Origin of the sequence: Variovorax sp. PAMC26660, from assembly GCF_014302995.1 — a bacterium.
Lineage (GTDB): Bacteria > Pseudomonadota > Gammaproteobacteria > Burkholderiales > Burkholderiaceae_C > Variovorax.
The window spans coordinates 1,528,990-1,541,848 of the sequence record NZ_CP060295.1 but is presented as its reverse complement, the minus strand read 5'-3'; the positions used below and the strand labels follow the sequence as shown (position 1 = coordinate 1,541,848).

The window sequence follows — 12,859 nt, the reverse complement described above, 5'->3', positions numbered from 1 at the left end:
GGCGGCCTGTGCCAGGTGCTTGCAAGAGCGGTCAGCGCCTCCTGAAGATGTCCCGCGCGGCCTCGATGGTGGCCGCGATGTCTTCATCGCTGTGCACGGCGCTCACAAAGCCTGCTTCGTAGAGCGCCGGCGCGATGTACACGCCGCGGTCGAGCAGGCCGTGGAACAGCGCATTGAACTGCGCGTTGTCGGTGGTCATCACGGTCGCGTAGTTCTGCGGCAGGTCCTTCATCAGGAAAAAGCCGAACATGCCGCCTTCGCTGTCGGCGTTGAAGGGCTGGCCTTCGGATGCCGCAGCGGCCTTCAGGCCATCGACCAAAGCACGCGTTTTCTTGCCCAGCGCTTCATAGAACCCTGGCTTGGCAATTTCTTTCAGTGTGGCCAGGCCGCAAGCGGTGGCCACCGGATTGCCCGAGAGCGTGCCAGCCTGGTAGACCGGGCCTTGCGGCGCGAGCTGCTCCATGATGGCGCGCGGGCCGCCGAAGGCCGCCAGCGGCATGCCGCCGCCGATGACCTTGCCGAGCACCGTGAGGTCGGGCTTGACGCCCAGCACGCCTTGCGCACCGTGCAGGCCGACGCGAAAGCCGGTCATCACCTCATCGAATATCAGCAGCGCGCCATGCTTCGTGCACAGCTCGCGGCAGCGTCGGGCGAACTCGGGCGTGGCGCGCACGAAGTTCATGTTGCCAGCAATGGCTTCGATCATCAGGCAGGCGATGTCGTTGCCGTGCAGTGCGAAGGCTTCGTCGAGCTGCTGCAGGTTGTTGTACTCGAGCACGATCGTGTGCTGCACCACCTCGGGCGGCACGCCGGCCGAGGTCGGGTTGCCGAAGGTGGCCAGGCCGGAACCGGCCTTCACCAGCAGCGCGTCGGCGTGGCCGTGGTAGCAGCCCTCGAACTTGATGATGCTCTTGCGGCCGGTGGCGCCGCGCGCCAGGCGCAGTGCGCTCATGGCGGCTTCGGTGCCAGAGCTGACGAGTCGCACCATTTCCATCGACGGCACGAGCGCGAGGATGGCTTCGGCCAGTTCGATCTCGCGCTCGGTGGGCGCGCCGTACGAGAAGCCTTCGAGCACGGCCTTCTGCACCGCCTCGACCACGGCGGGATGGCCATGGCCCAGGATCATCGGACCCCAGGAGCCGATGTAGTCGATGTAGCGCTTGTCGTTGGCATCCCAGAAGTAGGCGCCCTGGGCGCGCTGGATGAAGCGGGGCGTGCCGCCGACGGCCTTGAAGGCGCGCACTGGCGAGTTCACGCCGCCGGGAATCACGGCGCGGGCGCGCTCGAAAAGAATGTCGTTGCGGTCGGTGTTTGGCATCGAGGTTTCGGGAAGTTTTTGTGGAAGGAGTGCGGGGCTGTGTTCGTTGGGGCGTTGCTGTTCAGGGCGAGTGCGAATGACACCGGGTGCTCCCCTCCGCGAATGTCCCCCGCTTCGCTCCTCCTTTATTTCGCTGCGGGGAACACCCGGCGTCATTCGCACAGGGGCACGCTGCCATTGATCCTGCGATCAACGACCGCTCTGAGCGCTCACGTCGATACGGGGCTCTTTTTAGCTAAATAAAGGAGGAGCGAAGCGGGGGACATTCGCGAAAAAGAGCCCCGTGTCGGCGTGAGCGTCACCCTGAACCGAACAGCGGCGCCCCGAACCAGAGCAACGCACCGAGCCCGAGGTCCCATCCTAATGACGGGTGTCGTGAGGAGGCAAGGCGAAATCGGGCGTGGCGTCGGGGTCGTCATCGTCATCGTCCTCGTCGTCTTCGGGCTCGGCCCAGAACAGGCGGTCGGGCAGCACGTGGCCCATGCCGGGGCGAAAGCCCGCGTCGAGGCAGCGGTCCATGTAGGCCAGTGCCTCGGTCGTCGCGGCCACGAGGTCGGTGCCGCTCGCGAGCAGCGCGGCCAGGGCGGCCGACAGGGTGTCGCCGGCGCCGGCGAAGATGGCTTCGAGCCGCTCGTATTTCTCGCTGGTGAGCACCGACTGTGGCGAGGCCAGCACGTTGTCGATAAACTGATCGGGCAGCACCATGCCTGTGACCAGCGTGTAGGGCACACCGAACTCGCCGGCCGCCTTGGCGATGTCGCGCGCGCCGGGCGGACGCTCGCCGCTCCAGTCGGGAAGCAGCCATCGCCACAGGGTGCTGTGGTTGCCAACCAACACCGTGGTCTGGGGCAACACCAGTTCGCGGAAAGCGTCCAGATAGCCTTCGATCAGGTTCTCGTCCCACCACGACAGGTTGGGCATGTAGGCCACCAGGGGCACCTCGGGGTAGTCGGAGGCGGTCTCGGCGATGGTGCTCAGCGCCTCGGGGGAGCCGACAAAGCCCACCTTGATCAGCTGGACTTCGACGTCTTCCAGGATGGCCCGCGCCTGTTCGGCGATGGCTTCCTCGTCGAAGGGAAAGTGGTCGAATATCTCGGCCGTGTCCCGGGCGTAGGCGCCAGTGACCACGGGCAGCACGTGCGCCCCCACCGAAGCCATGGCCAGCGCGTCGGCGCCCAGGCCCCCGGCCCCGCTCGGATCGCTGGCATTGAACACCAGCACGCAGGGGGGATTCAGGTCGCGCTCGGCCACCTCCTCGGGGTCGTCCGAGGGGTCGTTAAGATCGCCCGGTTTGCGGGCGTTACCTGCTGGAAGTAAGTAGATGGTCATACGCCGTGCGGAATCCCCTGGATGGTGGCATAGGCGCGACGTTTACGGTCGGCCAGTGAGATACGCATAGATACACTCGTTGCATTTAATGAACAAGGACTTTAAGCTCCCGATGAATACGAAAACTTGGATGTGCCTGATTTGTGGGTGGATCTATGACGAAGCGGTTGGTGTACCAGAAGACGGCATCGCGGCAGGCACGGCCTGGGCCGATGTGCCGATGAACTGGACCTGTCCTGAGTGCGGTGCGCGCAAGGAAGACTTCGAAATGGTTGAAATCTGAAAGCATGGCATAGATAGAGCTACGCGGTCTGCGTCGGTGTTCGGCGCGGCGGGCTACCAAGTCTCATGAGCAGGAGCGTTTGCAATGGGCCCGAATGGATCAGGTTACAAGGTGCTCGTCATCGACGACAGCAACACCATCCGGCGCAGTGCCGAGATATTTCTGAAGCAGGGTGGGCACGAGGTTCTTCTGGCGGAAGACGGATTCGACGCGCTCTCCAAGGTTAACGACCACAAGCCGCATCTGATTTTCTGCGACATCCTGATGCCGCGTCTCGACGGCTACCAGACCTGCGCCATCATCAAGCGCAATGCCCACTTTTCCAACGTTCCGGTCGTCATGCTGTCGTCGAAAGACGGTGTATTCGACAAGGCACGCGGCCGCATGGTCGGCTCCCAGGACTACCTGACCAAGCCTTTCACCAAAGACCAACTGCTGCAGGCCGTGCAGCAGTTTGGCATCGTTCAACAGGAAGCGCAGTAATGCCTATTCGAAAAATCCTCGTCGTCGACGACTCCAAGACTGAATTGGTGTTCTTGACCGACCTCCTCCAGAAAAACGGCTTTGCCGTGAAGACCGCCGAAAACGCCGACGACGCCATGCGCCGCCTCGAGGAAGATCAGCCCGATCTGATCCTCATGGACGTCGTGATGCCCGGCCAGAACGGCTTTCAGCTCACGCGCGCCATCGCCCGCGATCCGAAGTACGCCGCGATCCCGATCATCCTGTGCACCAGCAAGAACCAGGAAACCGACCGCGTCTGGGGCATGCGCCAGGGCGCACGCGACTACATCGTGAAGCCGGTCAATGCGGCCGATCTGATGTCCAAGATCAGCGCGCTGGCCTGAGCGAAGGCCAGCCCAGTCCATGGCGAATCGCGATGCTCTGAGAGCCTTCCAGTCCCGGCTGGCGAGCCGTCTGCAGGCTGCGCGCACGACGGGCGTGGCTGCGACGTGGCTGGCGGTCGAGGCGGGCGAGGGCAAGTACCTCTTTCCGCTAGGCCATGCCGGCGAAATCTTTCCCTGGACGCCACCGCAGCCAGTGCCCTACACGGAGCCCTGGTTCCTTGGCGTGGCCAACCTGCGCGGCGGCCTCTATGGCGTGGTGCAGCTGTCGGCATTTGCCGCAGGCGCATCGGGCGGCGTAGCGGCCACCACCGAGGCGACGCGCATCCAGTCGCGGCTCGTTGCTTTCAACGAGCTGCTCGAAGTCAACTGCGCATTGCTGGTCGATCGACTGGCGGGGTTGCGGGGCGCGGAGGCCTTCACGGCCTCCGAGGCTCCGGGCGCAGAAGCACCTGCCTGGCACGGGCATCTGTACACCGACGCGGCAGGAGAGCGCTGGCAGGAAGTCAACCTGCAGGCGCTTTCGCAGCAACCCCAGTTTTTGAGTATTGGTGCGTAGTGCTTCGGCACGCCGTACCGGCAACCACCTGAAGGACCGACCGTGAGCTCGATCGCCGACAAGTTCAAGAAATTACTGCCCGTGAGCAACGGGAACGACAAGGCCCGCGTCGACGGCTCCGGTTCGATATCGCTCGACGATGTCGATACGGTTCAGGCTCCGGACGAGAAAACCGTGCGGCTGGCCAAGGGCGCAAGCGCCTCCGCCGCACCTGCCGATACCGGCTTCGGCGACCCGGCCCTGCTGGGCGGCGGCGATGCCGCCAACGAGCCGGGTGCCGCGGGACTCGACGCCGTACCGCAGGCCGGGGGCGGCCGCATCGGCGCGAACCCCGCGAGACAGCAACGGATCCTGGCCATCATGCTGGCCGTCGTGGTGCTGTTGCTGCTGCTGGTGGCCGGCTCCGCCATTCTTCGCGCGGAACGCCTGGCCCAACAGGTGGCGGCCACCGGCCAGTCGCTGATGCAGTCGCAGCGTCTTGCCAAGTCGATCTCCCAGGCCCTCGTCGGCAGCGCCTCGGCGTTCGTCGAAGTGAAGGACAGCGCCGACGACCTCTCGCGCCGCGTGTCGGGCCTGACCAACGGCGACGATGCCCTGCGCCTCGAACGTGTGGGCAACCAGTACGACGAGGAGATGAACAAGATCAATCCCCTGGTCGCTCGTGCCGATGCCAGCGCCAAGGCCGTGCTGGCCCAGCGCCAGATCCTGACCCAGGTGGGTGCCGCCTTGCGCGACATCAACCAGCAGTCGTCCACGCTGCTCGAAATGACGGAAACCGTCGCTTCGCTGAAGATGCAGCAGAACGCCACGCTGCCTGAAATCTCGGCCGCCGGCCAGCTCGTGATGCTGACGCAGCGCATCGGCAAGTCGACCAACGAGTTCTTCACGGTCGAGGGTGTGAACCCCGACGCCGTGTTCCTGCTCGGCAAGGACTTGAACACCTTCCAGGAAACCACCCGTGGCCTGCTCGACGGCAATGCGCAGCAGCGCTTCCCCGGCTCGAAAGACCCGCAGACCCGCCAGCAGCTCGAAGCCATCCTGAAGACCTACGAGCAGATGCGCACGCAGGCTTCGGCCATTCTGGGCAACCTGCAAGGTCTGGTCGCCGCACGTGAAGCGCAGGCTTCCATCCTGACCGACAGCGAGCCGCTGCGTAAGTCGCTCGGCGACCTGCAGGACAAGCTGTCCGCCCGCACCGGCCTGGGCGCCGGCACCATCGTGCTGCTGTTCGTGCTGTCGCTGGCGGCCCTGGCTCTGGCCGGCGCCATCGGTTTCGTGCAGGTGCGCGAAGGCCGCGAACGTGCCGCCAACGCCGAACGCGAACGTCTGGCTGCGGAGCAGACCTCCGAAGAAGCGGGCCGCGTCAACAACGCCAACCAGGCCGCCATTCTTCGGCTGATGAACGAACTGCAGACAGTGGCCGAAGGCGACCTGACGCAGGAAGCCACCGTGACCGAGGACATCACCGGCGCCATTGCCGACTCGGTGAACTACACGGTGGAAGAACTGCGTTTGCTGGTGGGCAACGTGCAGAACACGGCAACCCGCGTGGCACAGACGACGTCGCAGGTGGAAAGCACCTCGACAGAACTGCTCGCCGCCTCGACCGAACAGCTGCGCGAAATTCGCGAAACCGGCCAGTCGGTGCTGACCATGGCCGAGCGAATCAACGGCGTGTCCACGCAAGCGCAAGAGTCCGCCACGGTGGCGCGCCAGTCGCTGCAAGCTGCATCGTCGGGTCTGCAGGCCGTGCAGAACGCCATCGGCGGTATGAACTCCATCCGCGACCAGATCCAGGAAACCTCCAAGCGGATCAAGCGCCTGGGCGAATCGTCGCAAGAGATTGGCGAAATCACCGAGCTGATCTCGGACATTACCGAACAGACGAACGTGCTGGCGCTCAACGCTGCCATCCAGGCCGCATCGGCCGGTGAAGCCGGTCGAGGCTTCTCGGTGGTGGCGGAAGAAGTGCAGCGACTGGCTGAACGCTCCGCAGATGCCACGCGCCAGATTTCTGCGCTGGTGAAGGCTATTCAGACCGACACCCAGGATGCCGTGGGCGCCATGGAGCGCTCCACGCAGGGTGTGGTCGAAGGGGCCAAGCTGTCCGACAACGCGGGTACCGCGCTGACCGAGATTGACCGCGTGTCGCGCCGCCTGGCAGACCTCATTGAGCAGATTTCGCAATCCGCCTCCCGCGAAGCCGATTCGGCCAACGTGGTGGCCGCGAACATCCAGCACATTTTTGCGGTGACCGAGCAGACCGGAGAAGGTACGCGGACCACGGCACAGCAGGTGCGCGAACTGTCGCAGATGGCCGAAGAGCTGCGCCGCTCGGTAGCCCGTTTCAAGATTGCCTGACAAAAGATAAGAACGGCGAGCACCCAACGTGTCGATCCAAACCCCTGCCACGGCCCCTCTCGCCGGCAACATGCCGGCCACCGAAGATCTTGGGCCGCTGGCCTGGGTGCTGGGAGAAATCCAGAAATCCCTCGACGGTGTAGGCAAGTCGTTGCGGCGCATCGTGCGCGACGTGGGCTCGGCAGCGGAGCCCGAAAGCGGCCCGCTGCAAATGGCCCGCCAGCAACTGCACCAGGCCGTGGGCGCCCTGCAGATGGTGGGGCATTCCTCGCCCGCGATGGTGCTCGGCGCCATCGAATTCGCGGTGCAGGGCTTCATTGCCGATCCGCAACGCTGCACCGACAGCGCGGTGCACAAGATCGAGCGTGCCGGCTTTGCCGTCACCGACTTCCTCAACGCCCTGCTGGCCGGCAAGCCCGTGTCGTCGGTGGCGCTGTTTCCGCAGTACCGCGATGTGCTGGAACTGGTCGGCAACGAGCGCGTGCATCCGGCCGACCTCTGGAGCACCGCGTGGCGCTGGGTCGAGGTCAAGCCTGCGTTGACGCAGGCGGCCATTGCCTATGACCCAGCCGTGCGTTCGCAGCTCGACCGTGAAGTGCTTCAACTGGTCAAGAGCGGCGACTTGCAGGCCGCGCGGCGGCTGCATGCCACGTGCCTGGGGCTCGGACGCGGCGCGCTGCTGCCCCGCGTCGCCAGCTTCTGGACCCTGGCCGCGGGCTTCTTTGAAGCCCTCGCGCTGAACCTCATTCCCGCTGACGCCTACGTGAAGCGCGCCGCCACGCGGGTGCTGCTGCAGTACGCCACGCTCGCGCGCGGCGACAGCGTGGTGTCCGACCGCCTTGGGCAAGACCTGCTGTTCTTCTGCGCGCAAGCCGTGCCCACCGCGCGCGACGACGCCACCACGCTGCGCACCGTGCGCAGCGCCTGGGGCATCGCCAGCGAACCGCACATCGACTACACCGTCGAGCAGTTCGGCCGCTTCGATCCGCTGGTGCTCGCACAGGCGCGCAAGCGCATCGAGACCGCCAAGGAAATGTGGTCGGCGCTCTCGGGCGGCGACATCACCCGCACGCGCCAGGTGGCCGACACCTTCGCGCAACTGGGCGAATCGCTGCAGAAGCTGCATCCGCCGAGCCTGCCGATGGTGCAGGCGCTGACCCATGCGGTCGAAGCGTCCGTGCGTTCCAGCCAGGCGCCCGACACCGAGCTTGCGATGGAAGTCGCCACCTCGGTGCTTTATCTCGAAGCTGCGCTCGAAGACCTCGATCCGAGCGATCCCCAGCTCACCGCCCGTACCCTGCAACTCGCCGGTCGCATCGAACGCGTGCGTGCGGGCGGCCATTCCGAGCCGCTCGAGCCGTGGATGGAAGACCTGTATCGCCGCGTGAGCGATCGCCAGACCATGGGCACCGTGGTCGACGAGCTGCGCAGCCACCTGAGCGAACTTGAAAAGTCGCTTGACCAGTACTTCCGCCGTCCCGCCGAAAAGGGCCTGCTGCGCACCGTGCCGACGCAACTGATGCAGATGCGCGGTGTGTTCTCCGTGCTCGGCCTCGAACAGGCTGCGCACACCGTGCAGCGCATGCGCGACGACGTCGAGGCCATGTTGGTCAGCACCTCGCCGGCCGAAGAAATGGCTGGCTTCGATGCGCTGGGCAACAACCTCGGCGCATTGGGCTTCCTGATCGACATGCTGGGCTACCAGCCCGCGCTGGCCAAGCGCCTGTTCGTGTTCGACGCCGAAGCCGGTGAACTCAAGCCGCTCATGGGCCGCCAGGCCACCGACAGCGTGGCCGCCGACAGCGCCGCGCCGAGTCCGGCACCGGTCGCCGAGAGCGTGCTGAGCATCGAGGAAGTCGACGCGCAGATCGCATCGAAACTCGCCGCACTTGCCACGCCCAGCCGCAAGGCCAAGGTGTCGCCGATCGAGGAATTCAGCCGCAAGACCGAAAGCTGGACCTCCAAGATCGCCGGCCCGAGCTCGCTGCCCGACACCGAGGTGACCGAGCTCGAAGAAGACGACCTGCAGAACATCTTCCTCGACGAAGCCCGCGAAGTGGTGCAGAACGGCCTGGCCGCCATCGCCGAACTGGGTGGCCACCCCGACGACGTCGAAGAACTCACCATCCTGCGCCGTGCGTTCCACACGCTCAAGGGCAGCTCGCGCATGGTCGGCCTGACCGACTTCGGCGATGCCGCCTGGTCGCTCGAACAGGTGGTCAACACCTGGCTGGCCGACCAGCGTGACGCCACGCCCGAACTGCTGTCCGGCACCGAAAGAACGTTGCGTGAATTCAGCCAATGGGTCGAAGCCATCGCCTCGGGCCAGCCGCACGCGTGGCAGGCCGCGCCGTTCAACCGCGTGGCCCAGGCCCTGCTGGCCGGCGAGCCGGTGCCCGCGCCGGTGCGACTGGCCGATGCGGAGGCCCTGGCGGTCGCTGCGCGCCACATCGCCGCTGAAGCGCCCGCACCCGTGGCCGTGCCGACGCCGTTGTCGGAACTGCCGGACTTGCCCGACCTGTCGTTCCTTGAATCGCCCACCGCGCCAGTCGCGGCACCCGAGGCGGCCATCGAAATGGTGGCGTGGCAAGAGCCCGAAAAGCCTGCCGCGCCCGAGACCGACGACGATTTCGCATCGACCGACTTCGTCGACTTCGAGGCGAAGCACGACACCGAGCCTGCTCCGCTGCTGACATTGCCCAGCGGCGACGAATTCGATTTCCTGGCGCCCCCGAAAACGCCGGCGCGCGCGGAGCCTGTTGCGGCCCAGCCGGAGCCCGAGCCCGTCATCGAAGCCGCCATGCCGACCGCCACCGGTCTGCCCGATCTGGAATGGGTGCCTGAGCCGCTGCCCGTGGAGGCTGGCGAGTTTGAAGTCATCGAGGCGGCACAACCGCCGCACGAAGAGCCGGTCGTCGAACCGGAGCCCGAACTGCAGCTGGCGCCCGAACCAGTGCCTGAGCCGGAACCCGCGCTGGTTGTCGCCGAAGCTGTCGCGCCGGCCGAAGTGCATGCAGCGCCGGTCGAAGCACCCGCCGAATTGCCCCTCGCCCTCGAGGTTGCCGAAGAAGCACCTGAGACGGTTGCGCAACAAGCAGCGGCAGAAGCGGCAACAGTCGCTGCCGCAGCAGCAGCAGCAACAGCAACAGCCGCAGCCGCAGCCGCAGCAGAAGAGGCCGCTGCCGCAGCCAGCGCTGAAGACCAGGTCAAGGTGATCGGTCCGCTGCGCATCGGCATCGCGCTCTACAACGTCTACCTCAACGAAGCCGACGAATGGTCCCGCCAATTGGCCACCGACGTCGGCGAGTGGGCACTCGAATCGCACGAACGCCTGCCTGATTCCACCGTCGCACTGGCGCATTCGCTGGCCGGCAGCTCCGCCACCGTCGGCTTCCACAGCCTGTCGGGCATGGCCCGTCTGCTCGAATCGGCGCTGCAGCATCTGCAGATGCAAGGCAGCGGCACGCGTGAACAGGGCGTGGTGCTGGTCGCTGCGGCCGACGAGCTGCGTCGCCTGCTGCACCAGTTCGCCGTCGGCTTCCTGCGCGATCCGGCCGAAGGAACGCTGCAGGCGCTGCGCGACATCGCCGCAGCCCCGATGCCCACCGAAGTGGCCATGCGCGCCGAAGCCGCGCGGCCGCTGCACCAGGTGGTGGTCAGCAACAGCGTGGCCGACGTGGCGCTGGACGATTCCGAAGACGCCATCGACCTGGCCGATGCGGTCGACGTCGACCTGTTCCCGATCTTCGAGGAAGAGGCCGCCGAACTGCTGCCGCAACTGGGCGAAGCACTGCGCCAGTGGGCGCATCATCCCGACGACAGCGCGCCGCGCGCCTCGGTGCTGCGCACGCTGCACACGCTCAAGGGCAGTGCGCGTCTGGCGGGCGCCATGCGCCTCGGCGAGCGGGCGCACCGCATGGAGTCCGAGATCGAAGTCCTGGGTTCCCAGGGCGCCGAACGCTCCGACATCGAGAAACTGCTCACGCGCCTGGACGCCCTGCAAGCCACCTTCGACGCGTTGCGCGCGGCGGACGATGCCACGCAGGTCGAGCTGGCCCATTTGGTGGCAACCGCGACCGCCTCTGCGGCGGCCACCTCGCTGCTGCAGGTCGCGCCTGAAGCCGGCGTGCCGGCGAACGACGCCGTGGCCGCCCCGGTCACCAGCGACGACGACCTGTCTGCTGCTGGCGAACCGGCCGCAGTGATGCTGCAGCCGCGCCCGGCGCCCGCGTTGCTCGCGCCCTTGCGTGCCGCCTCGGGCCAGGCCGTGCGCATTCGCACCCAGCTGCTCGACCGCCTGGTGGCGCAGACCGGCGAGGTCATCATCACGCGCTCGCGGCTCGAAGCCGAACTGGGCCAACTGCGCGGATCGCTGTCCGACCTCACGGGCAACCTGGACCGCCTGCGCCAACAACTGCGCGACATCGAAGTGCAGGCCGAAAGCCAGATGCAGTCGCGCCTGGCGCAAGCCAAGGACTCGCAGCAGAGCTTCGACCCGCTCGAATTCGACCGATTCACCCGCGTGCAGGAACTCACCCGCATGATGGCCGAGTCGGTGAACGACGTGGCCACCGTGCAGCGCACGCTGCAAAAGACGGTGCAGGCCACGGAAGACGACCTGAGCGTGCAGGCACGCCAGACGCGTGAGCTGCAGCGCGGCCTGCTGCGCACACGCATGGTGGAGTTCGAGGGCATCTCCGACCGCCTCTACCGCGTGGTGCGCCAGGCGTCGAAGGACACCGGCAAGCAGGTGCGCCTGGACATCGTCGGCGGCTCCATCGAAATGGACCGTGGCGTGCTCGACCGGATGACGCCCGCCTTCGAGCATCTGCTGCGCAACTGCGTGGCGCACGGCATCGAGGACGCGGCGGCGCGCGAGAAGGCCGGCAAGGACGCCAGCGGCCTGATCGTGATCGACCTGCACCATGAAGGCAACGACGTCTCGGTGAGCTTCCGCGACGACGGCGCCGGCCTCGACCAGCAACGCATCGCCGAGCGCGCCCGCGCACTCGGCCTGCTGGGGCACGACCAGCAACTGACGGCCGACGAAGCCACCGAACTGATCTTCAAGCCCGGCTTCTCGACCGCCGGCCAGGTCTCCGAACTTTCCGGTCGCGGCATCGGCATGGACGTGGTGCGCGCGCAGATCGCGGCGCTCGGCGGCCGCATCGAAACGCACAGCGCCTCCGGCCAGGGCACCACCTTCAAGCTGGTGCTGCCGCTGACCACCGCCGTGACGCACGTGGTGATGCTGCGCGCAGGTGAGGTGTCGATCGGCGTGCCGTCGAATCTGGTGGAACTGGTGCAGCGCGTGAGCGGGACCGACCTCGAAGCGGCCTACGTGCACAACAGCCATCCCTTCGGCAGCGAGCAGGTGCCGTTCTACTGGGCCGGCGCGCTGCTGCAGGCTTCGGCCCGCAGCGAACACACGAGCACCAAGAACAACACCATCGTCATCGTGCGAAGCGCGGCACAGCGCGTCGCGCTGCACGTGGACGAAGTGCTGGGCAACCAGGAAGTCGTGGTGAAGAACCTCGGCCCGCAGCTCGCACGGCTGCCCGGCCTGGCCGGCATCTCGGTGCTGGCGTCGGGCGCGGTGGCGCTGATCTACAACCCGGTGGCGCTGGCCTCGGTGCATGGCGAACAGGCGCGCTTGCGTCAGGCCGCCGCACTGGCGGTGTCGCATGCCGCCGCGGCCGATGACCATGGCGCGCCGCACGAGCCGTTGCCGGTGCTGGCCCCCGTGGCGCCGCAGGTGCCGCTGGTGCTGGTGGTCGATGATTCGATCACCGTGCGCCGCGTCACGCAGCGCCTGCTGCAGCGCGAAGGCTATCGCGTGTCGCTCGCAGCCGACGGCCTGCAGGCGCTCGAACGCCTGCAGCAGGAACGGCCCGCCGTGGTGCTGTCGGACATCGAGATGCCGCGCATGGACGGCTTCGACCTGGCCCGCAACATTCGCGCCGACGCTGCGCTGGCCGAGCTGCCGATCATCATGATCACCTCGCGCATCGCCGAGAAGCACCGCGATTACGCGCGCACGCTGGGCGTGAACCACTACCTGGGCAAGCCGTACTCGGAAGAAGAACTGCTGCGGCTGGTGCGTGCGTACACCAGCGAACCCGCGCTGGCCGCTGCCGCCTGAAGTTCAGCAGGCGCGCATTGAA

8 protein-coding genes are annotated in these 12,859 nt (G+C 66.6%); 6 read left to right on the top strand and 2 right to left on the bottom strand.

Features of this window, described 5'->3' with window-relative positions:
- Positions 1 to 31 precede the first annotated feature (31 nt).
- A complete protein-coding gene (hemL, locus tag H7F35_RS07365) occupies positions 32 to 1,318 on the bottom strand; it encodes a glutamate-1-semialdehyde 2,1-aminomutase (RefSeq protein WP_187112268.1) in 1,287 nt (428 codons plus the stop codon).
- Between the two features lie 360 nt (positions 1,319 to 1,678).
- Positions 1,679 to 2,647: a hydroxymethylpyrimidine/phosphomethylpyrimidine kinase gene (locus H7F35_RS07360; protein ID WP_187112267.1), complete on the bottom strand. Its 969-nt coding sequence runs from the start codon at positions 2,645 to 2,647 to the stop codon at positions 1,679 to 1,681.
- A 112-nt stretch (positions 2,648 to 2,759) separates the two neighbouring features.
- On the opposite strand from H7F35_RS07360, the gene H7F35_RS07355 reads away from it, so the two are divergent.
- The 6 genes from H7F35_RS07355 to H7F35_RS07330 all read left to right on the top strand — a co-directional run bounded on the left by H7F35_RS07355 (position 2,760) and on the right by H7F35_RS07330 (position 12,837).
- Positions 2,760 to 2,930, top strand: a complete 171-nt coding sequence (locus H7F35_RS07355) for a rubredoxin (RefSeq protein ID WP_007838397.1) — start codon at positions 2,760 to 2,762, stop codon at positions 2,928 to 2,930.
- A gap of 84 nt (positions 2,931 to 3,014) precedes the next feature.
- The gene (locus H7F35_RS07350; protein ID WP_081271091.1) at positions 3,015 to 3,413 is read left to right on the top strand and encodes a PleD family two-component system response regulator; all 399 of its coding nucleotides are present in this window, start codon (positions 3,015 to 3,017) and stop codon (positions 3,411 to 3,413) included.
- Positions 3,413 to 3,778 carry a PleD family two-component system response regulator gene (locus H7F35_RS07345; RefSeq protein WP_013543587.1) on the top strand — a complete coding sequence of 122 codons (366 nt, stop codon included), beginning with the start codon at positions 3,413 to 3,415 and terminating at the stop codon, positions 3,776 to 3,778. The genes H7F35_RS07350 and H7F35_RS07345 overlap by 1 nt, the downstream gene beginning before the upstream one ends.
- Before the next feature lie 19 nt (positions 3,779 to 3,797).
- Positions 3,798 to 4,334, top strand: coding sequence for a chemotaxis protein CheW (locus tag H7F35_RS07340; RefSeq protein WP_187112266.1), 537 nt, complete (start codon positions 3,798 to 3,800; stop codon positions 4,332 to 4,334).
- A 42-nt stretch (positions 4,335 to 4,376) separates the two neighbouring features.
- Complete coding sequence (locus tag H7F35_RS07335; RefSeq protein WP_187112265.1) at positions 4,377 to 6,695, top strand: methyl-accepting chemotaxis protein; 2,319 nt, start codon at positions 4,377 to 4,379, stop codon at positions 6,693 to 6,695.
- A 28-nt stretch (positions 6,696 to 6,723) separates the two neighbouring features.
- On the top strand, positions 6,724 to 12,837 hold the full coding sequence (locus H7F35_RS07330) for an Hpt domain-containing protein (RefSeq protein ID WP_187112264.1): 6,114 nt from the start codon (positions 6,724 to 6,726) through the stop codon (positions 12,835 to 12,837).
- Positions 12,838 to 12,859 lie beyond the last annotated feature (22 nt).

Excerpts from the sequence above, each read along its gene's own strand:
- hemL (WP_187112268.1), bottom strand. The coding sequence starts at position 1,318 with ATGCCAAACACCGACCGCAACGACATTCTTTTCGAGCGCGCCCGCGCC.
- H7F35_RS07360 (WP_187112267.1), bottom strand. The coding sequence starts at position 2,647 with ATGACCATCTACTTACTTCCAGCAGGTAACGCCCGCAAACCGGGCGAT.
- H7F35_RS07355 (WP_007838397.1), top strand. The coding sequence starts at position 2,760 with ATGAATACGAAAACTTGGATGTGCCTGATTTGTGGGTGGATCTATGAC.
- H7F35_RS07350 (WP_081271091.1), top strand. The coding sequence starts at position 3,015 with ATGGGCCCGAATGGATCAGGTTACAAGGTGCTCGTCATCGACGACAGC.
- H7F35_RS07345 (WP_013543587.1), top strand. The coding sequence starts at position 3,413 with ATGCCTATTCGAAAAATCCTCGTCGTCGACGACTCCAAGACTGAATTG.
- H7F35_RS07340 (WP_187112266.1), top strand. The coding sequence starts at position 3,798 with ATGGCGAATCGCGATGCTCTGAGAGCCTTCCAGTCCCGGCTGGCGAGC.